Source organism: Pseudoalteromonas sp. S327, assembly GCF_005886415.1.
Taxonomy (GTDB): Bacteria; Pseudomonadota; Gammaproteobacteria; order Enterobacterales; family Alteromonadaceae; genus Pseudoalteromonas; species Pseudoalteromonas atlantica.
On the sequence record NZ_PNDP01000025.1, the window covers coordinates 1 to 23,861 of the forward strand.

The window sequence follows — 23,861 nt, forward strand, 5'->3', positions numbered from 1 at the left end:
TCGCCGCCACATTTGCCTTCACCGCACTTACCTTCTGCCGCATCAAGCTGGTATCCGCTTACTAGCTGTTGAAATTCAAATGGGTTTGCTTGTGCATCTGCAGAGGCAAAACTTGCAGAGCCAACAACTACTGCACCTAAGGTTAACGCGATTGAGTTTTTCTTTACTGTATTCATTGTATGACTCTCTTATATAAGTGTGTATTAAGATAACGCAAACTAATTATTGTCAATTATGCGTTGCTTGTATAATTAAATAGACCCGCTATCAAATAAAAACTTTCATTTATTTTCATTTTTTTTACTTTTAAATTTATACAAACAAATATGGGCAGTAATTTAAGTTTTATCAAACCATACTTTGCAGGTACACTACGCACCCGTTTTTTCAATAAAAATACTCTATGAAACTTGTTTTAGCGCCTATGGAAGGTGTTGTTGATTTTAAAATGCGCCAACTTCTTACCAATATTGGTGGCTTTGACCTATGCGTAACAGAATTTGTTAGAGTAATTGATAAATGTTTACCGGCTAAAGTGTTTCATCGCTATTGCCCTGAGCTCAATAATAACGGTTTAACCAAAGCCGGTACTCCTGTGCGCGTACAGTTATTAGGGCAAGTGGCCGACGTATTAGCAGAAAATGCGGTTAGAGCTATCGAATTAGGCTCCCACGGTATAGATCTTAATTTTGGCTGCCCTGCAAAAACGGTAAATAAAAGCCGCGGGGGCGCTGTACTGCTAAAAGACCCTGATCATATGTATAACATAATCAAAGCGGTAAGGGATGCGGTCGATAGTAAACATCAAGTAAGCGCTAAAATACGCTTGGGCTTTGATGATGATAGCAATAGCCAAGAAATTGTAGATGCAGTTGTAAGCGCAGGTGCAGATAGTATTGCAATACATGCCCGTACTAAGCGTGATGGTTATAACCCACCTGCATACTGGGAAAAAATCCCCCCGCTAATAAAAGGTAAAAACATAGCCGTGGTTGCCAACGGTGAAATTTGGCAAGTGGAAGATGCCCTACTTTGCCAATCCCGAAGCCAGTGTAGCGATTTAATGCTAGGGCGCGGTGCGCTTTCTCACCCTGATTTAGCGAAAAAAATTAAAGCTCATGTTAATAATGAACAATATAATGGCCTAGAGTGGGAACATATAATTTATCATTTGATTCACTCTGCTATTCATCAAGACCCCACACAAGATGAAAAATATTTTGCCTCTCGTACTAAACAATGGCTGGGTTATCTAAAACGCCAATACCCACAAGCTAATGCACTTTTTGATGAAATAAGACGTCTTAAAGTAAAAGGTGATGTAGCACAGGTTTTAAAAAAATACGCTAAGTCTCCGCAACTTGATTCAAATCATAGCGTATAAGCAGCGCAGCTCAGATAATACCGGTATAACGAAACGCTAAATGAAGGTTATACCAATATGCTTTATCAGCAACAGCTGCACAGTGAAATAGCACACGTTAAATCAGTAATATTAGCGATGCTGAGCCAATCTGCACACCCTGCCCATCTTAAGCTACGTGACGTTATATTAACTAGCCAGCATAACGAATGGCTTGACACTGCCACCTACCACTTAGGTCCTGAATATCAAACTTTAGTTAATAGGCTGACAGAATTAGAAGCGGCAATAAGCCAAATTGATATTGGTCAATACGGCTATTGCTGCGATTGTGAAGAAGCAATTTCTGAGCAGTTACTTAAACAAGACCCTGCAACACAACGTTGTGAAATGTGCGCTAAGCGCACATAAGCGCTTAAAGTGTTAATAGTTGCTCGGCAAAACTAAAAGCGTGGCCAGGGTAAAGCACACTATCTTCAACTAAATACTGCGCATCGCGCTGTGAAATAGCTAATCGTTTTACTAAGTTCACTTTTGCCTGAGATAAAGTCCATGCATGGTAATGTATGCCCACATCGGTTTCCATTAGCGCAAGCATTAGCCTTTTATCTTCTGGGCTTAGCTGGCTATTTTTAGCCATAGCGGGCAACAGCATGTAATCAGTTTGCCAATCAATCCCTTTTACTTTTGGCGCCTTGCTTAAGTATTGGCTAATAAACGAAGTACTATGATGCTCGTTATAGCTCAAATTAGGCGCAGTATGCGAGTCAATTTGAAGATGCTGATTAATAGTATCAACCCATTGCAAAGGCGACTTAACTGCCCCACTGAAGTAATTTAGTTTACTTTGATACCATTCACTGCCATTAGCAAGTCCACGTAAGCCAATGCTTCCCCTTGGTTTGTATTGGGCCAAGTAATCATTAAACTCTGCAATCTGGGCTTTTAAATCGTTTACGCTAGATTGTTTTAATAATGACGTTTGTAAGTAACCCTGCAGGAGGTTTAATTCAACCTTGTTTAATCTCAAATTGCTTTGCAGCGCACTATCTAATTGATCTTGAGTGTACTTAAGCCACTCAATTACCTCGTTAGCCATAGTACTTTGCATTTGCGCTGATAAAAAGTTATCTAACACATTGACCTGTGCAGGCCAGCTGAAAAAGCGCTCAGGAAAACGCTCAGCAATAATTAAGTAATTTAGCTGCTGTGTTTGCGCGTTTGAAAGAGTCATTGTTTGTAGGCGCTGATACATCTGATGACGAAGCGATAAATACGCTGAGGAAAAAGGCAGTACTTGTTCAGTGGATACACTTGCAGTGCCCACAGGCTTTAGCGCCGTATTTAAACTTTTAATACTCTGCTGCGCAGCATCATAAGATTCAAAAGGCGGTGGTTGTTTTGAACAAGCAACCAAAAACAGACTAAATAGGACAGACAAAAGATGCGTTTTATTCATTATAAATTCCAATAAAAAAAGCCCCAAAGGGGCTTTTTATATAATTGCTAAAACAAATTAAAGTTAAATTTTAACACCGTTGCGAGCGGCTTTATCTTTAATAAATGTAGACCAACCTTTAGCAAACTTACGTGTGCGTGGGTCGTCCATTGCTTTAGTAATAGCAGCATAAGCTTGCTTGTATTTAGCTTGGTAGTAGTACGCTTCAGCTAAGTCTGAATAAATGGTGCCTTTTTTGTCAGAGCCAAGCTCTAACGCTTTGTTCAAACGAACAACAGCAGCACTAAAGTTCTCAGATTGTAAAAGTAACGATCCTGCTTTGCGGTAAAGCTCTGCATCGTCGTCAAATTTAGCAGCTTCTTCGTAGTACTTAGCAGCTTTTTCGATGTCTTTAGAACGGTGGTAGTTACTAGCAATTGCGTTAACATTTTGCTTAGTACGCTTAACTTTGTCTTCTTTAATCGCATTTTCAAGGGTTTTAGCCGCTTTAAATGGAATTTCGTTTAAAGAATAAAAGTTAGAAAGTACTTTGTAATCTACTTCCGCTTCAAAATAGCCATTTTTGAATGCTACTTCCATGGTCGCTAGACCTTTAGAGTAGTCTTCGGTTTGTAGGTAGTATTTACCTAAACTAACCCAGGCTTTTTTGTCATCTGGCCAAACTCGTACAATCTCTTCACCAATTTTCACCATGTTGGCGTAATCTTTAAGTTCAAAGTAAGAACCTAATTTTAATTGGTAAGGGGCCTTGTTAGGCTCCTTTTGTAAAGAGATTGCCTTGTCGGCAGGTTTAAAAACATCACGAAACTGACCTAACTGATAGTTAGCTTGCGCAATACGAGTATAAACTTTAGGGTCTTCTTCGCCGGTGAAGTCCATCCAAGCTGTATAAGCTTTTTTGGCTTCTTGGAACTTTTCAGTACCTGCGTATAAATCACCTAATAGCTTTAAAGTTTGCTCGTGATCTGCGAAGTTTAAAATATCAGGGGCAACAGCTTGTCTAGAGTATTTAATCGCTTCATCGTACTTCTCTTTTTGCGCGTACATGCTACCTAAGTAACGATTTACAGTCGCTTTATCGAAGTCGTTAGATGCGTCAATCTCTTTTAACAAAGCAATTGCTTCATCAATTTTGTCTTCATTGTACAAGTCAAACGCTTTAATTACCTTTTTACCAGTACGCTCGCCCATGATTTTAGTCTTGGCTTTTTTACGCTCTTCAATTTTAGCGTAATCCGGCGCTGCTAATACAGGTGCAGTTATAGCTGCACCTGACACAGACATAAGAATTGCAAGAGCAGTTACTTTAGATAAATTTCTCATTACTCGCCTCCTTAGCCTTGGTTAAGTTTAAAGTCTAGTTGAACTTGTAAACCAACTTGTTTTTGTGGTTTACCGTCAATAATTTTAGGACGGTATTTCCACTTGCGTAAGGCACGTTTAGCTTCACGGTCAAAGATACGTTTTGGTTCTGCGTCAATAACTTGAACGTCAGTCACGCCACCTAACTCATCAATTGTGAACGAAAGTTGTACCCAACCTTCTTTACCATCACGCGCTGCTTGCGTTGGATATTTTGGTTCAATACGAACGATAGGTGTCGCATCACCATCTCGTCCAAATGCACCTGGACCACTTAGTCCACCAGCCGAACTTCCTACATCAATGCTACCCATGTTAAATGACATAGCACCAGGATTAGGATTGTTATTCTCCGGCTGTGGCGGCTGCGGTTTAGGCGGCTGCTTTGGCGGTGGCGGAGGCGGAGGCGGAACACGCTTCCTCTCCTGCACCTTAGATTCAGGCGGATTCGTCATTATTTCGACTATGATCTGCTCTTTTTGTTCAGTATTACGGTCAGCCCCACCAGAGATGAGGTAAGCCATGAAGTAGAACAAGCCGAAAGTAACTGCCCCACCTGCAATCAGTGAAAACAGAAAACGAATCATTACTGATCTCCAGCTATTGAAATTCTCAGGTTGTCACCTGTCGCTTTGATCTGGTCCATAACTTTAACCACTACGCCGTGCTTTGCTTCTTTATCAGCTTGCAAAATCACAACATCAGTAGGTTGTTCTGCTAATAAACTTTCGATTTTTGCTGAAACACGTTCAACATCAACTTGCTGTTTATCAATCCAGATAGCACCATCACTGCGAATAGCAACAAAAATGTTAGCATTTTTTTGCTTCGTAGCTTGGGCCGCTTTAGGTTTATTGACCTCGATACCAGCCTCTTTAACGAACGATGTAGTTACGATAAAGAAAATAAGCATGATAAATACGATGTCAAGCATTGGCGTCATATCTACCGCTGCTTCTTCTTCTTCACGAAAACGTTGTTTACGTGCCATATTTAATTCTCTCTCTAGTGATGAGGCATGCTATCTACAAGTTTGGCTTTCACCATTCTCGCTCTTGCCTCAAGGCGTGAGCTAAAGAAAACTCCAGATAGTGCCGCAACCATTCCAGCCATTGTTGGGATTGTTGCCATTGAAATACCTGATGCCATTAAACGTGCATTACCAGTACCTTGGGTTGCCATGGTTTCGAAAACCGCGATCATACCCGTTACAGTTCCAAGTAAGCCTATTAAAGGACAAACAGCTACTAATGTTTTAATCAACAACATACGCTGATCTAATTTTTCAGACGCTTCAGAAATCCATGCTTCACGGATTCTGTGTGCGTACCAAGACGTAGTGTCTTGGCGGGCATCCCACTTCGCTACAATATCCTTCGTTAAACGAGGAAATTCAGCAAGTAGGAACCAATAGCGCTCAATCATTAAAACCCACATAAGAAAGAGTGCTATCGCGACCACGTATAATACCTGGCCGCCTGTGCCAACAAAATCCCTGATAGATTCCCATATCTCCATCAGGACTAGCATTAGGCTTTCTCCTTCTCCGCGTGAGTAGCAACGATACCTGCGCTTTGCTCATCAAGGATATGTAATACTGACTTACTACGACCTGCAACAATTGAATGAAGTAGGATAAGTGGTAGTGCAGCAATTAGACCTAGCGCTGTAGTTACAAGAGCTAGAGAGATGTTACCAGCCATGATCTTCGGATCGCCCGTACCGAACAATGTGATTGTTTGGAACGTTAAGATCATACCGATTACTGTACCTAGTAGACCAAGTAACGGTGCGATTGCAGCAAGAATCTTGATGATGTTAATACCAGCTTCAACACGTGGCGTTTCACGTAAGATAGCTTCATCAAGTTTAAGCTCAAGGTTTTCAACGTCTTGGCTCTTGTTGTCATGGTACACTTTAAGAATACGACCCAGTGGGTTGTTTGTATTCGGTGTAGACAAGTTTTTAAGCTGAGACTTGATCTTAGAAGTAGTAAGCGCTAAGTCAACGAAACGTACTAAGAAGATTAGTAGACCAACAGCTAATAAAACTGTGATGATGTAACCAACTTCAGCACCTTGCTCGTAGTATTCCATAAGCGTTTTCTTCTGCGTGTTGATACGTAAGATTGCACCACGAGTCGGGTCAATGTATACGCCAGCGTAGTTGTCAGAAGAAGTACCTTCAAGAGCAGAGATACCATCTAAAATGTAGCTATCAGGTTGTTTACCTAAAGGCTGAATAGATTTTGTCTCTGGCGAGTAGATTAAGTAACCTTCGTCAGTAACTAAGTTAAAGTTACCAATACGTGTTACTTGCTTAACTGTAGAGTTGCCGTCAAGACCTGACACTTCAGTTTCAAAAGTAGAAACTTTTGCTGACTCAGTCATTTCTGTTTGAAGTGCAATCCAAAGTTCTTCAAGTTCACGAACTGTTGGAAGCTCTTTAGCAGCTGCTAATGAACGAAGTACTTCTGCACGGCCTGGCTTTTCAGCACTTACTAGTGAAGCTTCGATAGAACCGATAGCGTCTTGCGCTGCACGACGTACAACACCAAACATTTCACCAAGAGTACCTTGTGCGTTTTGAAGCGCTTGCTCTTTTTCAGCTAATGTATTTTCGTTTTGTGCATATTGCTTAGCTAAGCTGTCACCGCGTGCTTTTTCAGACGCTAATTGGCTTTTTGCTTTGTTAAGTAATGCTTGCTTGTCAGCACGTTCTGATAAGAACTCTTGCTCACGTTGCTTATTGATTTTACCTTCAGAGATACGTTCTTGCTTTACTTGCTCAAGAATTTTATCTAAAGCATCAGTATTTGCATGTGCATTAAGCGCGGTACCTGCAGAAACAGATAGTACTGCTGCAACAGCAAAACCTTTAAATAGTTTCTTCATTATTCGATTACTCCGCGCCAAAGATTGGTAGTTTAACAAGTTCTAGTGTCGCTTGCTTACGCGCCATACGAATCACTTCTTTAACTGGTTTTAGGTATTCTTCACCTAATTCTTTCCACTCTTTAGTGTTGTTGTCCCACACCCAAGCGTGTTTTAAGTCAAAAGATTGTGCTACGTAAGTGATACGACCTAAACGACCGATATCAACGTTAATGTTTTTACCATCAACTTCTAAAGTACCTTGAGAAGCAGTTACAGCCGAGCTGTAAGCAGTTTCAACTGTGTATGCTTCAAGAACTTGGCGGAATTTCTCAGACGTCGTTACAGACGCAGAAGCCATGATTTCACGAAGTCTTTCTACACGAGCAAGACGAGAATCAAGATTGAACGGAACGTCCGCTTTGATGAATTGCTCAAGCGTATCGATCATGCGATACATCAAAGGCACAACGTTTTGTTTAGTGTTGTCGATAGTAGCGATTTGACGGTCAAACGATTCGATTGACGCATTTTGGTCAGCGACCAAACGTGCTACGTGATCGTTGTACACTTTCATAAGTTCAGTCTCATCAACAATACTACGGTACTCAGCGATTAGCTCTTGAGTTTGACCGTATACGTTGTCAATTTTAGTTTGAGACTTAACAGCAGCCTTTTGAATTTGCTGACCTGCTTTTTGCACGTCATTCAAAGGATCTGCAATCACATTGCTGCTTGCAAATGCAAAAGCGCCAACCAACGCAGATGCTACAAGACTCTTTCTGATTTTAACAGACATAGTTCCCAACCAATTAAGTAATGTTACTTTTATAATTTAATTATCAACCTTATTAAGGATGACAACCCTGATATCTTTTAATAGATATCAACCCTCCAATAATGCTAAATGCAATACGCCCTGTCAACTTGATGTTAGCTATTCTAAGTAAATAAATACCTTGAAAAAGCTAAAACTAAAGTATTACAAAAAATACTGTTAACATAAATGCAACCAGCATTAAGCCATTTTAGCATTATATAGCCCCTTTAAAATTAAACACTAGTTAAAAATTAGACACTTACATGAAACAAAAATGCAACATCTAAACAAAACTGAATTACACCTTAAAAAAAAACAAAAATAATAAAAATGTGACAATTTGATGAACTAGATTTGGTTAAATTAGGCTAAAAACACATCTTAACTTACAAATCCTGCGCTTCATCGTATAAAAATACAACAATTCGAAAGTGGTTTTGAGATGATGTATAAATATTACTGCATTTAAGTTAATGGCTTTAACTTTGCTAAGGCCAAGTTAAGCCTTATTAATGCCAGTAAAACACTCAGTTAATTACACGGTTTTTTAATACACACTATGCGTGTGGTAAATGTATTGTTTAACCTTGGTGAAAGTATGCAGATTATGAGCTGTTAGTGTATTGAAGCGGCGTTGCTATTAAATAGGGTTTTTAACTATTTAAATGGCAAATATGTTAAACGTGTTTGAAGCTATAGCGAGAAGTAAATTTTAACGTTTGACTGTATTAGAGAGTGAACAAGCAATATTAGAGAGTATAAAAACAATGAGGAAGATTTTGAGGAATTATGGTGAAACAGAAAACTGCTTCACCAAGATGAACTAAGGTTCACATAATTAAAATTATGCTACTTCTACGTTCTCAGCTTCAGGGCCTTTTTGACCTTGTTTGATGCTGAAAGTCACTGCTTGACCTTCGCTAAGAGTGCGAAAACCAGAACCAGTGATTGCGCTGAAATGTACAAACACGTCAGGACCATTTTCTTGTTCAATGAAACCAAAGCCTTTAGCTTCGTTGAAAAATTTTACTTTACCAGTAACCGACATACTAAATTTTCCTGTAAGTCAATAATTAAAATTCAGCCATATTATTATGGCTATATCCTCCCTGAGTCAGTGCCCAAAATTCTGGAGGTATAGTACAGGAACAAGTTTTAACCTAACCGGTAACCTTAAACGCAGCACAATATCCGTAAATTCAATACGCAAAAACTCAAAGCAAGTTAAGGTTAACACATTAATTTTTTTTTGGCTCTATTAATTAAGATTTATTTACTCAGAACAAAAATAAATAAAGCATTATATGTAAGCGGTTATTTTTAAAGCTAAAATTGAACAAAAAACGGCAACTTTGTTGCTCCTAATTGTAACAAATCATGTATAACGGCTTAGCTTTACAAATAAAGCCCCTCGTAAAGAGCGTTAAATCTCAGGTAAAGATTGAATTTCAAGCGAATAAAAAGCCGTACAGCAAGCTATACGGCTTTAATACAATGCTAATTTAATGCACTTTACTTAACCTGCCAGTCAATAGTAGCTTCTGCTTTAATAGGCACAACTTGTGAGTCACCAAGTGTGTAACTTGCGGGAACTTGCCAAGGGCTTTTCTCTAGGGTAATTGTATCGGTGTTACGGGCAAGTCCGTAAAAGTCAGGCCCAAAATGGCTTGCAAAGCCCTCTAGTTTGTCCAGTGCGCCTGCTTCTTCAAAGGCTTCGGCGTAAAGTTCAATCGCAGCATGTGCTGTATAGGCGCCAGCACAACCGCATGCCGCTTCCTTTTTATCTTTATAATGTGGTGCTGAGTCAGTCCCTAAAAAGAACTTTTTATTTCCACTTATAGCTGCCGCCATTAATGCTTGTTGGTGAATATTGCGCTTTAAAATAGGTAAACAGTAATAATGCGGGCGTATGCCACCAGCTAACATGTGGTTACGGTTGTACAATAAGTGATGCGCGGTAATGGTTGCCGCCACATTTTGCGGTGCGGCTGTCACAAAATCAACAGCGTCTTTTGTCGTAATGTGTTCAAGCACTATTTTCAGATTTGGAAAATCAGCGACAACATCGCCTAAAATCGTCTCTAAAAATACTTTTTCACGGTCAAAAATATCTATTGACGAATCAGTCACCTCACCATGCACTAATAACAGCATGCCCACGTCTTGCATCGCTTCAAATACAGGGTAAATATTCTTTACTGATGTAACCCCTGAATCTGAGTTAGTGGTTGCCCCTGCTGGGTACAACTTGGCAGCAACAATTTTACCCGTTGCTTTGGCTTTTTTAATTTCTTCAGGTGTGGTTTTATCGGTTAGGTAAAGCACCATTAAGGGTTCAAAGTTGCCCTGCGGCCCCGCTGCCATAATTCGCTCTCGATAAGCTAGCGCTAAATCAGTGCTCGTTGCTGGCGGTACAAGGTTTGGCATTATGATGGCGCGGCCCATGTAGCGGCTAATATCGCGTACTGTATCTTTAAGTTGCTCACCATCACGTAAATGGACATGCCAATCATCAGGACGAGTTATGGTTAATGTGTTTTTTGAATCGGTATTAATGCTCATTACTTTTTTCCACGGCTGAATTTATCCGATCATAGGCATATGGAAAGACCTAGTAAAGTGTTATCTAAACTATTCCCCTCTATGAGTGCTGCAAAATACTATTGGGTTTAAGTTTAACGACGATTACACTCGTTTAAGCGTTTTATTTTGAACATGCTTTAAATTTGGGTTAACTTATCAGTGCTAATACAAATAAAAAGAATAAAATTACCCTATGTCGAATCATATCGATACCTATAAAGCGCTCGAAGTTAAAACTGAACAACTGAGCATAATAAATCAGTTTTCCTCAAGCTTATTACAGCTCGATACCCTAGAAGAGTTATTTGAGTATGTAACCACTCAAGTAGTAAACCGCCTTGGGTTTGTTGATTGTGTTATTTACCTAGCTGATGAAACACGTTTACAGCTAAATCAAGTCGCTTCTATGGGCATAACCCACGCCAGAGACGAATACCAAGCAGAGCGTAAAATTATTGGCTTTAACGAAGGTATAACCGGTTATGTCGCCCGTACAGGCACAGCTATTATTATTGGCGATGTTACGCAAGACCCTCGCTACATTGCTGATGAACGCCCTGCTCAATCAGAGTTATGTGTGCCACTTATATACAAGGATCATGTTTTAGGGGTTATTGATTGTGAACATCCAATAAAAAACTACTTCACAAACGCCCATCTAGAAATATTAACCACGGTTGCGCATTTATTAAGTGCTAAGCTAAACCAAGTAAACACGGTCAATAGCTTAACGCACACAGTAAAACAGTTAAATGATGCGCAAAAGCTTGAAAACAGCTTACTGCAAATCGCTAATTTAACGTATAAAGCCAGTAACCTAGATACCTTTTTTGAAGCTCTTCACAGCATAATAAATAGCTTACTTCCTGCAGATAACTTTTTTATTGCCCTTTACGATAAGCAAGTAGACATACTCGATTTGGTTTACATCGTTGAAGAAGGCATTCAAACGCACGCACACAAAAAAATATCAAAAGAGCAATTAAAAGATACAGCTTCGTATTACTTACTAAAATCAGACCGTGTACTGCTATTAAATCAAAACGATTATCAGCAACATATAAATAACGGCGACTTTAAACTTGTTGGCCGTCTTTCTGAATCCTGGCTAGGTGTGCCTTTTAAAGCAAATGATAGAATAAGCGGTGTAATTGTTGTTCAAAGTTACGATAAAAAGCTGCATTACAACGAACACGACAGCGCCCTTTTAACCTACGTAAGTAGGCAAATTAGTATGGCCATAGATAGGCAGCTTGCAAGGCAAGAGCTTGAACACAAAGCATTGCATGATGAGCTAACAGGCCTCGCTAATCGCTCGTTACTTATTGAGCGTATTAAACATGCAATTTTGCGTTTATCGCGTGTTAAAAAAGGCACGAGCCATGCCTTGCTTTATTTAGATTTTGATCGATTTAAAAGTATCAATGATTCGCTTGGCCATGAGGTTGGCGATCACTTTTTAATTAAAATTTGTGAGCTAATAAAAGGCACCGTCAGAAACACCGATACGTTTGCACGCCTGGGTGGCGACGAATTTGCTATTTTTATGGAAAACATCACGCACAGAAACCAGGTTAGCGAAGCGTTAAAACGAATAAACACAGCCCTTGCTAAGCCACTTAATGTGGATAGTCATTTATTGCAAGCATCAACCAGCATTGGCATCGCCTTTAGTGAAAGCAGCGACGATAAAGCCTATTTGCTATTACAGCAAGCCGATGCCGCTATGTACGAAGCTAAATCAAGCGGGCGTGGCCAAGTTAAGTTTTTTAATAACACCATGCGTAAAAAGCTCAAAACACATGCCGATATAGAAAACGACTTACAACACGGCATTGAACACAACGAATTTGAGCTTTATTTTCAACCTATTTTTACTATAGCGACAAGCGAAGTTGTCGGCTTTGAGGCATTAGTGAGATGGCACCATCCTAAAAAAGGGTTTGTGCCACCAAATGAGTTTATTCCGATAGCCGAAACCACCGGGCAAATTATTAACCTCGATTTGCACTTGCTTGACCTCGCTGCACAACATATTGCGCACTGGCACACATTAGGGCATCGCTTTTTAAAAGTAACGGTCAATGTGTCATCGCGTCATTTTGCCAGCCTCGACTTTGTTGCCCAAGTTCACGCATTATATAATAAATACCAACTGCCTTTAGGGTCGTTGTGTTTAGAAATCACTGAATCAGGGCTTATTGCTAACCTTGATTTAGCAACTCAAATAATAGAAGGGCTTGCCCCACTTAAAGTGAAGTTATGCTTGGATGACTTTGGTACTGGATACTCAGCACTTGGTTACTTACACCAATTACCTATTCATATTTTAAAAATAGATAAAAGCTTTATCGATCACCTCAACAAAACCAATAACCCGTTAGTAGAGGCCATTCTCTCATTAGCGCAATCACTAAACTTTGAAGTTGTGGCTGAGGGAATCGAAACGCAAGAGCAACTAAATATTTTACAAGCCACTCAATGTAATTACGGGCAAGGCTTTTTAAAGTCAAAACCGGTTACAGCACAACACGCCATTAAGCTTATCCACAAACCCCTGTAGTAGCTGTTATCCAAAGGCTTACTTTTTCACAACCAAAAAGGTGTAAAAAGTAAGCCCCGTAATACCCATTCGTTTATTTAAGCGCTCAGTTTTAAAGCAATAAAAACATATTATTACTGTTTAAGCTTTAGCCCATTAAAAACAGACCTGTTATTACGCGTTGTGATAATTCCTTATCCCTCTTAAAAACCAGTGCCATTTATTAAGCTGCCCTGCCCATAACGCTGCTTTAAACAGCCGCTGTATAACCCAACAAAACAACTTGAGCTAAACTCATGCCAAACTCATCAAACCAGTAGCAACCAAAGTACCCACATTAGTTAATTTAACTTTAAGGGATTATTTTAGTAATTAATAGATTATTTTAGCCATCTAGACGTTGAAACGTTTTTTGTAAAGGCGTAGTATGTAGTCAATCTGAGCCAAACTCACTTTTCCCTTGAGAATTATTAAAGATGATTGATATAAAACACCTTAAAACTATTGCGACATTAAAAGACACCGGATCGTTAGTTAATACAGCCCGCGAATTATTTTTAACGCAATCAGCTTTATCTCATCAAATTAAAGACTTAGAAAACAAATTAGACTGCCAATTATTTGAAAGAAAAACGCAGCCTGTGCGCTTTACGCCACAAGGAATGCTATTACTCGAACTTGCCAACGAAGTTTTACCTAAAGTAGAAGCCACTAAGTGCCGTTTAAAAGAAAGCCTTAATCAACCTATTTCTCAACTGCGCTTAAGTGTTGAATGCCATGCGTGTTTTCATTGGCTGCTGCCTACTATTAAAGAATTTAATAATTTTTGGCCAGACATTAAAATTGACTACGAACGCGGCTTTAGCTACGACGCTATACCAGATTTACTCAACGATGAGCTCGACTTAGTATTGACCTCAGATATACGCGATCCTGATAAACTTGAATACGCTCACTTATTTGATTTTAAATTAAAGCTTATCGTCGCCCCTGATCACGACCTAGCTAAAAAAGCATATGTAACGGCGCTTGATTTAAAAAACGAAACCATTATTTCGTATCCTATTCCGCGCGAGCGACAAGATATATTTAAACACTTTATTCAAAATGCCCGCTTTGACGGCACCTTAAAAAATGTAGACCAAGGCTTATTAATTTTTCAGCTAGTGAGTGCAGGAATGGGTGTAGCAGCGCTGCCTGACTGGTTGGTAACACCTTACGAAAGCCAAGGTTTAATTAAATCTATCCCGCTTGGGGCACTAGGCCTAACCCGCCCTATGTACCTAGCAATGAAAAAAGACATGAAAGACAACCCCGTTTATCGCCATTTTTTAAATACCTGTAAGCAAAATAACGGTCGATAAATCACAAACGAATAAGTAACATAAGGCCTATTGTGTTTTATGTTGCTTGTTATGTTTGAATTAAAAAAATTATTAGGTGGCTTAATTATGCCGCTACCGCTATTTGGTTTACTTGCGTTTGTAATGCTAGTTTTGGCATTTCGTGCACGTAAGTCTGCTTTAGTGATCGCAAGCTTGAGTCTATTGGCGCTTTTAGTGTTAAGTACGCCATTTGCTGTGCATCAACTGATTAAAAACAATGAGCCCGCATCATTGGCATTTAATGCACTAACACACCCAACCCTTGATAAAATTGTTGTACTGGGTTGCGACATAAACCCTAACCCCGCTTTAAGCGCTAACAATCAGCTAGGAAACTGTGCGCTTACTCGCTTGGTAGAAGGGGTTAAGCTTGCAAAAAAATACCCTAATGCAACGCTTATCGTATCTGGCGGCGGCTATGGCAAAGTAACCAATAGCGCGTTAATGAGCCAAACAGCAATAAATTTAGGGGTGAGTAAAAACCGCATAAAACAAAACCCACAGGCAATGGATACAGCCGCAGAAGCCAAACTCCTCGCGCCTAAGCTCGTTGATTTTAAGGTTGCACTGGTTACGTCTGTGCTACACATGCCGCGCTCAATAAACTTGTTTAATGCCCAAGGCATTGAGGTAATTCCTGCCGCTACGGATTATCACAATTTTGCGGCTTTACCTTTGTATAAACAATTTATACCAAATGCTGAGGCATTACGTGTAGTAACGCAATATGCCCATGAAGTGATTGGGAATGCGTGGGTAAGTATGCGCCGCTGGATAAACCCAGAGGCGCTGTAGAGTATATATAAATTTATACTGGGTTATCTATATCTATAAAGCTCACATCAAAACCATGTTCTTTGGCAAGTAGCTCACCAAGGGCTTTAATTCCGTAACGCTCGGTTGCATGATGCCCTGCTGCAAAAAAGTCTATATTTTGCTCTCGCGAGCTGTGAATAGTTTGCTCTGAGGCTTCACCCGTTAGGTATGCATCAATCCCCTGCTCTGCTGCTAAATCGATATAACCTTGCCCGCCTCCTGTACACAGGGCAATGGTGTTAATTTTTTCATCGCGTACAACACTACTTAAAGGTTCGCGGTTTAAAACTTTGGCTATTTTATTTGCAAACTCGCTACCTGTAAGTGGAGTTTTTAACCGTCCTTTCATAGCAACGCTATTAGTAACGGGTTCAAGCCCTGTCTCTATTTCAATATCAAGCAAATTAGCAAGCTGGGCGTTGTTACCTATAACAGGGTGAATATCAAGCGGTAAATGATAGGCAAATAAATTAATATCGTGCGCTAACAAAGCCCCAATACGGCGTTTTTTCATGCCTGTAATAGGTTGCGATTCACCTTTCCAAAAATAACCATGGTGAACCAAAACAACATCGGCTTTTTTTTCTATCGCTGCATCAATGAGTGCTTGGCTTGCAGTCACCCCCGTAACAATCGTTCTGATTTCATTTTTACCTTCGACTTGCAGCCCATTAGGACAAAAATCTTTAATTGTGTGAGGCTTTAAAATGTCGTTTAACAGTTGGTTAAATTCTCTACGTTGCATACTTATTACCTTACTCAGCACTGAATTTTGTGCAAATTTTGGCGTTTATGGGGCTAAAATGGAAGGAAAATCGCAAAAAATTGAAAAACAGTTGGAAAATAGGTATAAATACGGCTTCTTTATCTGTGTTCACAACGTATAGGGTCTCTGATGAGCAAACTAGACAAAACAGAAGTTTTATCTGCCTTTGAAGCTGCATATGAAGCTGCCAATGGTAAAAAACCTGAAATTACTACAAAACCTGGCTGGTACAGCATCGATGGTGGCAAAAACTTACGCCTAGCTGATGTAGCAGAGCTAACGAAAGAATTAAGCTCTGGCAAATCGCCTGCACAAGCTGAGCAAAAAGCGCCTGCGAAAAAAACTAAAACTAAAGCTGCTGCGCCTGTTAAAGCACAAAAAACAGCGCCGTTTACTGTTGTAACACAAAGCGAAGACGGCTACACAGCTGAAGAGCTTTGGATTGTTGAGCTTGCAAGTAAAGATCACGACTGTCGCTTACCGCGCGGTGTTGTTTAAACAACATGTGATTAATAAAAAAGCCGCGTTAAGCGGTTTTTTTGTGCCTGTTTATCACCTTCTATCAATTCGCTTTATTAAATAATTTATTTTTAGCTAAAAAAAAGCGGCTAATAGCCGCTTTTTAAACGTGTATTACAATTATAGCTTTTCAAAATAAAGTGGTTTTCGCTGCTTTTTACCCACTTCGTTCATTGTGCTTGCATCAAATAAGCGCCCATTGATCATGGTGTAATCGACTTTATCTGAATCGCGAATATTTTTCAGCGGATCGCCATCAATAACAATTAAATCGGCAAGCTTACCTACTTCTAGCGAGCCTATATTTTTATCAAGCCCCAAGTATTTAGCAGGGTCAAGCGTAGAGGCTCTAATTGCTTCAAGTGAACTCATACCGCCTTGAGCAAACATCCACATTTCCCAATGTGCACCTAAGCCCTCGCGTTGTCCGTGAGCACCTAAATTTACCAGTACACCTAAATCTTGCAGCTCTTTAGCAACACGGGCGTTATTAAAGTGGTTATAGTGATGATCGGGCGCTTTTACTCGGCGCATAGCACGTGGCAACAGCTGATTTTTAGGCACAAACTTACTTAAACGCGGGTGATTCCACACGTCCGTTTTATCGTACCAGTAGTTTTCTCCCCAAATTCCGCCATAGGCGACAACAAGCGTTGGGGTATAACCAACATCACTTTGCGACCATAATTGCTTTATATCATCGTAAATATGCTCAACCGGAATTGAGTGTTCAATGCCCGTATGCCCATCAACAACCATACTTAAGTTATGTTGTAGCAGTGAGCCGCCCTCTGGCACAACCATCATCTCAAGCTCACGCCCTGCTTCAATAACTTGTTGGCGCTGCTCACGGCGTGGCTGGTTATACGATTTAACACTAAACGCCCCAACCTTTTTAAGACGCTCTAAATGAAATTTAGCATCATCTAGCGAATCAATATGCGAGGTGTAACCAGGCATATTTGCTCCATATAAAATGGTGCCGGTAGAAAAAATACGTGGCCCGACAATCATGCCGGCTTTTTGCATTTCACTGGCGGTAAATATTTCAGAGGTATCGTTTGATGGATCATGAATTGTTGTGACACCTAACGCTAAACCAGCATAGTTTTTCCAGTTTTGCTGAGGAATAATTTCATCGCTGGCTTGTGAGCCATGGGCATGCGCATCAACAATCCCAGGCATAATTGTTTTACCTGCTACATCGATAATTTCAGCCCCTTTGGGGATCGTTACCTCATCAGCACTACCAATCGCTTTTATGCGTTTACCGTCTGTGATGATGACACCATTTTCAATGACTTGCTCACCCTTCATGGTAATAATGTTGGCGCCCTTTAGCGCAATCATGCCCCTTGGTGCGGCCATTTTTTTACTAAAGCTAATATTCTCACCGCTTTTTACTTTAAAGTCGGCATCATCGGCTTTATCAATAGCAAACATACCATCAAGGCTTGCATGGTATAGCTCGGGCCCTAAGCTCCAGTAGAGAGTGTTACTTTGAGCACTCCAACTTATATTTTCACCCGCACGCACAGACAACTGCTCAATAGGAAACTGGTTATCTTTAGGGCTTATTGTGATAGGTGCGCCGCTTTCTACCAGCGGGGTAACAAATACTTTAAAGCGCTCAGCAAACGCTAAGTATTTACCATCTGGTGAGACTCGAAATTCAGTCGCATGCTCTGATTCGTAAAGTTTACGAACGTTTTTAGTTTCAAGCTCCACAACACTTAAGGTAGGCTTAGGCCAAGGGCTCATGATAAATACACGGTCATTGGCGCTACCAAACTGAGGTTGATAACCACTTTTTGAAATAAGCTCGCTCTCTCCCCCTTTTGCGCTTACTTTATAAATACCTGGGTTAAGTGACCACTTAGGATTTAAAATACTTCCGCCGGTGGCTTTACGATAAACGATTGTTTTGCCGTCAGGACTAAAAGTAGGCTCAACGTATTTACCCGGCTCACGGGTTATCGCCTCGCCGCGCCCGCTTCGAGCAGAGACAACGCGCACAGTACCTTGCTTAGTATCACTCCACGTGGTGTAAACAATCTTTTTACCATCGCGGGAGTACTGCGGGAACAGCTCATAATGATCAGTTTGTTTGGTTAAGCGCTTAATTTTACCAGAGTCTAAATCGCGTTTATAAATATAACCTAATGCTTCAAAAATCGCAGTTTCACCATCGGGGCTAACCTGCACGTTGCGCAACATTTTTACATCAAACTCATCGGTATCTAAATTTTGAGTAAAGCGTACCGCGGTTTGTATTTTTTTACTGGTGTTTACTTTAAAGGGAACACGCGCAACAGCTTTATCATCAACAGCAATTTTATGTATTGAACCGGAAGCCCAAAACACCAGTTCTTCGTTATCTGGGGTCCACGCAATTGTCGGATACACACCATGAATAGCCCAGGTTTCTTGCATATCGCGTTCAAGCTTGTCATAAAGCTTGGTGTGCTCGCCACTGGTTAGGTCGTATAAGTACAAGCTTGTTTGAAAGTCATCACGTCTTATATAGGCAAGCTTTTTACCATCAGGTGAAGGTGTGGGTCTTATTGCACCGCCCATGCCTTGTATTATGGTTTCTATTTCGCCTGTTTCTCTATCGTAGCGCTTAATTTTATAAATACCGGCAACAGAATCTTTAGAATAGTGAAAGGTTTTACCTGGTGTCGCGTCATGAGAAAAATAAACATAGCGGCCATCTGGTGAGAACATTGGCTCACCTAAGTCTTTTTGGTCGTTCTCACGTTTAGTAAGCTGAACACCTTTACCACCCGCTTTGTGGTAAAGCCATACTTCTCCAGCCCCTAGTGAGCGACTAGCGGTAAAGTGTTTGCGTGCGACAAGGTAATCGCCATCAGGGCTCCATGCGGGGCTGTTTAAAAGTCTAAAGGTCTCGTCAGTCACAGCGTGTTGATTGCTACCATCAACATCCATAACCCAAATATTATCACCACCGCCTTGATCTGAGGTAAACGCAATGTGTTTACCATCGGGGCTAAAGCGAGGCTGCATTTGCCAAGCAATATCTGAGGTGAGTTTAGTTGCTTCACCTCCGCTTATAGGCATAGTGTAAATGTCGCCAAGTAAGTCAAACACCAGCGTGTTGCCATCAGGACTAACATCAATGTTCATCCATGTGCCTTGCTCTGTGCTAATGGTGGCATCTATAAACTCACCTTTTGGTGAGTCTACCTGCCACTTTTCTTGCTCTTCGTTTGCGTGCGGCTGACCTATTGCAAGGGCGACTGATAAAGCCAGTGCAGTGTGAAGCATTTTTTTCATGCATTTCTCGCTTGTTATTATTGCAGTTAAACTCTCTAACACGATTGCAACAAAAACAGCGCTAACTTGCCAGCGTTATCAGACCAAGTACCAAAAATTAATGCCAGACTATGGGGTCAAATTGGTAGTAATCCACCAGCATTCTATAAATTTCAGGGTCATATTGCCTAAGCTGCGCCGGCTTTTCTAAAAAGGTCTCTGTGAGTACTGCAAAAAACTCAGCCTCATTGGTTGCCCCATAACTATGAATAACGTGAGGCATGTTATAAGCAACATGACTTTTTAACTGCACAAAGGCACGGCTAAACACTCGAGCCCATTCTTTATAAGCATTGGGGGTTTTTAATAATGGAGTGCCAGTGGTTTTTCCGGTTTCTTGGTCTAACTGATGGGCAAATTCATGAAACACTAAATTATGGCCATCGCTTGGTAAACGGTTGCCTTCAAGTACATCGTGCCAACTTAGCACTAACGTGCCACCAGGCCACGACTCACCTAAGCGTACCGCGTTGTGGTAACTAACCAGCCCAGCACTATCTCGTGTAGATTGCGGCGCATAATACGCACTGGGGTAGAGTAAAATTTCTTTCACGTTTTTATAAAGTGGCCACGGTTTATTAAGCACTAACACACAGGCATCGGCAGCAACTATCAGCTTCATGGCGGGGGTTAGCTTTAGTCCGTCTCGGCCTAAAAAGCGCTTTTCATTTAAAAACCATATTATGTGGCGCTCAAGCTTGGCTCTGTCGTTATCCGTCATCTTTTTATAGATAGGCATGCAACGAAGGAGTATTTCTTTTTGTTGAGAGTTTAAAACCGCGTTTTTATATTTTTTATTCCAAAGCCAGTTTTGTAGTGCCTGCCAGCGCCAATAAATTACAACAAAAATAGCCAAAGCAAAAATGAGTAGCCCGTTTATCATGGGGACATCCAAAATAAGTTAGTCTCTTATTAATATGTGCGCATGCACTCATTTTCAATCAGATAATTTCTGTGCAATTTCGTCCGCTATTTTTAGCTTTGTATAATGCTTGATCTGCCCGCGATAAAAGACGGTCGTAATCACCGACGTTGGTTGAGTCAGACAAGCCAAAACTGGCTGTTACACTTAACCCCTCACCAATGGCCGAAAAGTCATGCTGTGCAATGCTCTCGCGCAGCGCTTCGCATATGATTTTTGCTTCGCCGGCGGTTTTATCTGCAAAAACAATTGTAAACTCTTCACCGCCCCACCGTGCTATATGCTGGTTTTCTTGGCAGCCATTTTTAAGCAGCTCTGCAATAGTACAAATCACTTTGTCACCAATAATATGCGACCAGTTATCGTTAATCCGCTTAAAGTGATCAATATCCAGTATAGCTATGGCTAGCGGCCGGTTTTGCTGTTTGTAAGTGGCAAAGTTATGGGCAAGCCAGCTATCAAAAGCACGCCTGTTAGGCATGTCGGTAAGTTGGTCGTGCGTTGCTTGGTACGCAAACGCATTGGCTTGCGTCTGTAGGTCTTGGGTTTGTTTTTCTACGCGATTAGTCAGCTCTATTTCTATTTTTTTGTAGTGGTATAAACGGTATTTGTATATAGCAAAAATAACCATTAAAAATAATACAAATACTGCAAACTTAAATTGCGGTTTTTGCCAAAAAAATGACTGAATTACAATATTTACAGCTTGCTGATTATCTTGCCACTGTGCGTTAGGGTAACTTGCTCGTACCATAAAGGTATATTCCCCAGGCGGTAAGTTAGTGTACTCAGCACCGGTCATATGTTGGCGATTAACCCATTTATCGTTAAAGCCCTTTAATTGGGTTTGAAAGTTTAATCGCTGCGGCATAATAAAGCTCAGCCCTGCATAATGAAACGATAAACGCGATACCCCCGGTGGCAAAAATACCGACTCTCCTTCAAGCGGAAGCGCAATAGGCTTACCATCTACAAAAATATTTTCAATAATGGTCGGCAGCGCAATTTGCGTTGATGCTTGTAAGCGCGCTGGTTTTACGGTACTCACCCCCTTTGCGGTTGCAAACCAAATACTCCCATCGTTATGCGTTACAGCCGAAGGGGTTGAGCCTCCGTTGGCCTGCGCACTTAACATACCATCGCCTTCATCATACAGTTGATAGTTAAGCACGGGTGCTTTAGCGCTCGCGGGAGCGTCGAGGATTTGCTGTATATGATTTTTATCTATTTGAATAATCCCGCGGTTGCTCGAGAGCCAAAATGAGCCATTGTGCGGCACCACTTGAAATAGTTTATCGATAGGTAAACCTTGTTCTAAGCCAAGCATTGCCATTTTTCCGCTTGTTAGCTCATAGCGCACTAAGCCTCTATCTGTGGCCATCCAGGTATAGGTATCATCAATATAAAACCCAAACGCATATTGCGCAGAAAACTCACGAGGGAATTCAACCGTTGTAAATTGCTCACTAACAATATCAAATACCACCACCCCATTGCCGGTGCCTACCCAAATATTACCTGCGTTATCTTCACTAAGTGCAAGTACAAACCCACTTGGTAAGTCTTTTTTATTTGTAAATTGATCTAAGCTGCCATCTTCATTGATGCGCGTCAGCCCCATAGCAGAGCCTATCCACAAACGGTTTTTAGAATCAAATAATAAAGCCCTTACTTCGTTACTTCCAAGTCCAGTGCTACGATTAATAAACGGCGTAAAGGTATTATTAACTATTTTTAAAACACCTGAGGTATACGTACCTGCCCACACACTACCATCGGGTGCTTCGTGTAAACTGAGCACAGAATAAGGACTGCTTTGTTTAGAGCCTGAAACCAAGGTAGCGCGATTATTTTTTATTATATTTAAGCCAGAGCTTCCCCCCACCCATAAACTGCCATCGGAGTGAGAAAGCACTGTGCGGGTATAATCCCCCGCTAAACCTCTTTTTTGGGTCCACGATGAAAACGGCGACTCACGCAGACGAAACAACCCGGCGTTAGTGCCAATCCAAATACTGTTTTCTCTATCTTGTAACAAAGATAAAATACGGTTGGCGGGTAATCCGTTATTGGCATCTAACTGCTCTACGCCATCAGGAGATAACCTAAACACCCCTTTATTAATTGTGCCAAACCATAAATCTCCATGGTTATCTTCTAATAAGCTAGAAATAGATTCATTGCTAAGCTTTTCATGTATCGGCTGAAACTGCGCATTGGTTTTTATCCACGCGCCTTTTTCGCTTCCTACAATAAGCGAGCCACCACGGGTAATTAATAAGTTATATACAGGTGCATTTGGTAAACCAAAGTGTGGTGTCATTAAGGTCGGTATTTTGTTGTGTATTTTATAAAGGCCTGCACTGGTTGCTGCCCAAATAACCCCATCGTGATCTTCTATAACCCGATAAGCACTTACATTTTTAATAATTGCAAGGTCGGTATCGCTGTTATGTTCACGATAAAACACGCCGTCGTTTTCAAGGGCTAACCATAGGCTTTGATCAGCACTTTCAATTAAATGATTAACCATGGTTGATGCTGATCGCTTGGTATCCCACTGCCTATGTTGATATAAGCTAATTCCTCCGCGCGACCCCGCTATGTATAACCCACCACTATTTGTGGGAGTGAGTGCCCTTAAACCCGAGTCGGGTAAGTTATTAATATGAGCTCGGGTTAATATTGTAAACTCTTGGCCATTAAAACGTGCCAAACCTTCCCATGTAGCAACCCATAAGTAGCCATCTTGGGTTTGCGTAACGCTATTAATACTGTTGTGTGGCAATCCAGAGCGGGTATTCCATGTTTCAGAAAAATAATCACTTAACGGTAAGCGGGTTTGCTCTTGGGCTTCACATAAAAACATGACGAAAAAAGAACATATAATGCTTAATTGTCTCATCATCAACTGCCTTAGTTATTCTTTTACTTGTGTGTAAGCGTTTTATCGTTATTTAAAAGGAGTAGGAAAGAATTTACTTGGCACTGAGCACACTAAAATTGTGCGCTCCAACAAAGCGTTAAAATCCCTATACGCATTGGGTGAATACACTAGGGTCTGTTTAAGCGCTAAAAGCGCATTAATAAAACTAAACAATAGCGTAAACAACTA

20 protein-coding genes are annotated in these 23,861 nt (G+C 40.8%); 6 read left to right on the plus strand and 14 right to left on the minus strand.

Annotated features, from left to right (window positions below):
- The coding region (locus tag CWB60_RS21175; protein WP_502704737.1) for an HvfA family oxazolone/thioamide-modified RiPP metallophore at positions 1-176 on the minus strand (176 nt) is incomplete at its 3' end.
- Between the two features lie 227 nt (positions 177-403).
- On the opposite strand from CWB60_RS21175, the gene CWB60_RS08375 reads away from it, so the two are divergent.
- Together CWB60_RS08375 and CWB60_RS08380 are read left to right on the plus strand one after the other, a co-directional pair.
- Entirely contained in the window at positions 404-1,384 is a 981-nt protein-coding gene (locus CWB60_RS08375) for a tRNA-dihydrouridine synthase (protein ID WP_138579581.1), read from the plus strand.
- Positions 1,385-1,441: 57 nt separating this feature from the next.
- Positions 1,442-1,774 (plus strand): TraR/DksA C4-type zinc finger protein, encoded by a 333-nt coding sequence (locus CWB60_RS08380; RefSeq protein WP_096739417.1) that lies wholly within the window; start codon positions 1,442-1,444, stop codon positions 1,772-1,774.
- A gap of 4 nt (positions 1,775-1,778) precedes the next feature.
- On the opposite strand, the gene CWB60_RS08385 is transcribed toward CWB60_RS08380, so the two are convergent.
- The 9 genes from CWB60_RS08385 to pyrC all read right to left on the minus strand — a co-directional run bounded on the left by CWB60_RS08385 (position 1,779) and on the right by pyrC (position 10,439).
- Positions 1,779-2,822 (minus strand): hypothetical protein, encoded by a 1,044-nt coding sequence (locus tag CWB60_RS08385; RefSeq protein ID WP_138579579.1) that lies wholly within the window; start codon positions 2,820-2,822, stop codon positions 1,779-1,781.
- A gap of 63 nt (positions 2,823-2,885) precedes the next feature.
- The gene (locus CWB60_RS08390; RefSeq protein WP_004588132.1) at positions 2,886-4,145 is read right to left on the minus strand and encodes a tetratricopeptide repeat protein; all 1,260 of its coding nucleotides are present in this window, start codon (positions 4,143-4,145) and stop codon (positions 2,886-2,888) included.
- A gap of 11 nt (positions 4,146-4,156) precedes the next feature.
- Complete coding sequence (locus tag CWB60_RS08395; RefSeq protein ID WP_004588133.1) at positions 4,157-4,771, minus strand: energy transducer TonB; 615 nt, start codon at positions 4,769-4,771, stop codon at positions 4,157-4,159.
- Positions 4,771-5,175, minus strand: coding sequence for an ExbD/TolR family protein (locus tag CWB60_RS08400; RefSeq protein ID WP_004588134.1), 405 nt, complete (start codon positions 5,173-5,175; stop codon positions 4,771-4,773). The genes CWB60_RS08395 and CWB60_RS08400 overlap by 1 nt, the downstream gene beginning before the upstream one ends.
- A 14-nt stretch (positions 5,176-5,189) precedes the next feature.
- Entirely contained in the window at positions 5,190-5,714 is a 525-nt protein-coding gene (locus CWB60_RS08405; RefSeq protein ID WP_004588135.1) for a MotA/TolQ/ExbB proton channel family protein, read from the minus strand.
- Positions 5,714-7,078, minus strand: coding sequence for a MotA/TolQ/ExbB proton channel family protein (locus tag CWB60_RS08410; protein ID WP_004588136.1), 1,365 nt, complete (start codon positions 7,076-7,078; stop codon positions 5,714-5,716). The genes CWB60_RS08405 and CWB60_RS08410 overlap by 1 nt, the downstream gene beginning before the upstream one ends.
- 7 nt (positions 7,079-7,085) lie before the next feature.
- Complete coding sequence (locus CWB60_RS08415; RefSeq protein ID WP_004588137.1) at positions 7,086-7,856, minus strand: DUF3450 domain-containing protein; 771 nt, start codon at positions 7,854-7,856, stop codon at positions 7,086-7,088.
- Between the two features lie 865 nt (positions 7,857-8,721).
- A complete protein-coding gene (locus CWB60_RS08420; RefSeq protein WP_004588138.1) occupies positions 8,722-8,925 on the minus strand; it encodes a cold-shock protein in 204 nt (67 codons plus the stop codon).
- Between the two features lie 464 nt (positions 8,926-9,389).
- Positions 9,390-10,439: a dihydroorotase gene (pyrC, locus tag CWB60_RS08425; RefSeq protein ID WP_096041495.1), complete on the minus strand. Its 1,050-nt coding sequence runs from the start codon at positions 10,437-10,439 to the stop codon at positions 9,390-9,392.
- A 214-nt stretch (positions 10,440-10,653) separates the two neighbouring features.
- Between pyrC and CWB60_RS08430 the strand changes: the two genes are divergently transcribed.
- The 3 genes from CWB60_RS08430 (at position 10,654) to CWB60_RS08440 (ending at position 15,182) form a co-directional block, all read left to right on the plus strand.
- Positions 10,654-13,023: a bifunctional diguanylate cyclase/phosphodiesterase gene (locus CWB60_RS08430; RefSeq protein ID WP_054983093.1), complete on the plus strand. Its 2,370-nt coding sequence runs from the start codon at positions 10,654-10,656 to the stop codon at positions 13,021-13,023.
- Positions 13,024-13,478: 455 nt separating this feature from the next.
- Positions 13,479-14,366, plus strand: coding sequence for a LysR substrate-binding domain-containing protein (locus CWB60_RS08435; RefSeq protein ID WP_004588141.1), 888 nt, complete (start codon positions 13,479-13,481; stop codon positions 14,364-14,366).
- Between the two features lie 51 nt (positions 14,367-14,417).
- Positions 14,418-15,182 carry a YdcF family protein gene (locus CWB60_RS08440; RefSeq protein ID WP_249318370.1) on the plus strand — a complete coding sequence of 255 codons (765 nt, stop codon included), beginning with the start codon at positions 14,418-14,420 and terminating at the stop codon, positions 15,180-15,182.
- Positions 15,183-15,195: 13 nt separating this feature from the next.
- Here the strand turns inward: CWB60_RS08440 and CWB60_RS08445 are convergent, their stop codons facing one another.
- A complete protein-coding gene (locus tag CWB60_RS08445; protein WP_138579575.1) occupies positions 15,196-15,948 on the minus strand; it encodes a Nif3-like dinuclear metal center hexameric protein in 753 nt (250 codons plus the stop codon).
- A 150-nt stretch (positions 15,949-16,098) separates the two neighbouring features.
- On the opposite strand from CWB60_RS08445, the gene CWB60_RS08450 reads away from it, so the two are divergent.
- The gene (locus tag CWB60_RS08450; protein ID WP_004588144.1) at positions 16,099-16,467 is read left to right on the plus strand and encodes a hypothetical protein; all 369 of its coding nucleotides are present in this window, start codon (positions 16,099-16,101) and stop codon (positions 16,465-16,467) included.
- Between the two features lie 141 nt (positions 16,468-16,608).
- Here the strand turns inward: CWB60_RS08450 and CWB60_RS08455 are convergent, their stop codons facing one another.
- The 3 genes from CWB60_RS08455 to CWB60_RS08465 all read right to left on the minus strand — a co-directional run bounded on the left by CWB60_RS08455 (position 16,609) and on the right by CWB60_RS08465 (position 23,654).
- Positions 16,609-19,785 carry an amidohydrolase family protein gene (locus CWB60_RS08455; RefSeq protein WP_138579573.1) on the minus strand — a complete coding sequence of 1,059 codons (3,177 nt, stop codon included), beginning with the start codon at positions 19,783-19,785 and terminating at the stop codon, positions 16,609-16,611.
- A gap of 97 nt (positions 19,786-19,882) precedes the next feature.
- The gene (locus CWB60_RS08460) at positions 19,883-20,707 is read right to left on the minus strand and encodes a M90 family metallopeptidase (RefSeq protein ID WP_138579571.1); all 825 of its coding nucleotides are present in this window, start codon (positions 20,705-20,707) and stop codon (positions 19,883-19,885) included.
- 58 nt (positions 20,708-20,765) lie between these two features.
- On the minus strand, positions 20,766-23,654 hold the full coding sequence (locus CWB60_RS08465; protein WP_349304174.1) for a ligand-binding sensor domain-containing diguanylate cyclase: 2,889 nt from the start codon (positions 23,652-23,654) through the stop codon (positions 20,766-20,768).
- Positions 23,655-23,861: the final 207 nt, after the last annotated feature.

Excerpts from the sequence above, each read along its gene's own strand:
- CWB60_RS08380 (WP_096739417.1), top strand. The coding sequence starts at position 1,442 with ATGCTTTATCAGCAACAGCTGCACAGTGAAATAGCACACGTTAAATCA.
- CWB60_RS08400 (WP_004588134.1), bottom strand. The coding sequence starts at position 5,175 with ATGGCACGTAAACAACGTTTTCGTGAAGAAGAAGAAGCAGCGGTAGAT.
- CWB60_RS08465 (WP_349304174.1), bottom strand. The coding sequence starts at position 23,654 with ATGATGAGACAATTAAGCATTATATGTTCTTTTTTCGTCATGTTTTTA.
- CWB60_RS08385 (WP_138579579.1), bottom strand. The coding sequence starts at position 2,822 with ATGAATAAAACGCATCTTTTGTCTGTCCTATTTAGTCTGTTTTTGGTT.
- CWB60_RS08375 (WP_138579581.1), top strand. The coding sequence starts at position 404 with ATGAAACTTGTTTTAGCGCCTATGGAAGGTGTTGTTGATTTTAAAATG.
- CWB60_RS08450 (WP_004588144.1), top strand. The coding sequence starts at position 16,099 with ATGAGCAAACTAGACAAAACAGAAGTTTTATCTGCCTTTGAAGCTGCA.
- CWB60_RS08420 (WP_004588138.1), bottom strand. The coding sequence starts at position 8,925 with ATGTCGGTTACTGGTAAAGTAAAATTTTTCAACGAAGCTAAAGGCTTT.
- CWB60_RS08435 (WP_004588141.1), top strand. The coding sequence starts at position 13,479 with ATGATTGATATAAAACACCTTAAAACTATTGCGACATTAAAAGACACC.
- CWB60_RS08410 (WP_004588136.1), bottom strand. The coding sequence starts at position 7,078 with ATGAAGAAACTATTTAAAGGTTTTGCTGTTGCAGCAGTACTATCTGTT.
- CWB60_RS08445 (WP_138579575.1), bottom strand. The coding sequence starts at position 15,948 with ATGCAACGTAGAGAATTTAACCAACTGTTAAACGACATTTTAAAGCCT.
- CWB60_RS08395 (WP_004588133.1), bottom strand. The coding sequence starts at position 4,771 with ATGATTCGTTTTCTGTTTTCACTGATTGCAGGTGGGGCAGTTACTTTC.
- CWB60_RS08440 (WP_249318370.1), top strand. The coding sequence starts at position 14,418 with ATGTTTGAATTAAAAAAATTATTAGGTGGCTTAATTATGCCGCTACCG.
- CWB60_RS08415 (WP_004588137.1), bottom strand. The coding sequence starts at position 7,856 with ATGTCTGTTAAAATCAGAAAGAGTCTTGTAGCATCTGCGTTGGTTGGC.
- CWB60_RS08430 (WP_054983093.1), top strand. The coding sequence starts at position 10,654 with ATGTCGAATCATATCGATACCTATAAAGCGCTCGAAGTTAAAACTGAA.
- CWB60_RS08390 (WP_004588132.1), bottom strand. The coding sequence starts at position 4,145 with ATGAGAAATTTATCTAAAGTAACTGCTCTTGCAATTCTTATGTCTGTG.
- CWB60_RS08460 (WP_138579571.1), bottom strand. The coding sequence starts at position 20,707 with ATGATAAACGGGCTACTCATTTTTGCTTTGGCTATTTTTGTTGTAATT.
- CWB60_RS08455 (WP_138579573.1), bottom strand. The coding sequence starts at position 19,785 with ATGAAAAAAATGCTTCACACTGCACTGGCTTTATCAGTCGCCCTTGCA.
- CWB60_RS08405 (WP_004588135.1), bottom strand. The coding sequence starts at position 5,714 with ATGCTAGTCCTGATGGAGATATGGGAATCTATCAGGGATTTTGTTGGC.
- pyrC (WP_096041495.1), bottom strand. The coding sequence starts at position 10,439 with ATGAGCATTAATACCGATTCAAAAAACACATTAACCATAACTCGTCCT.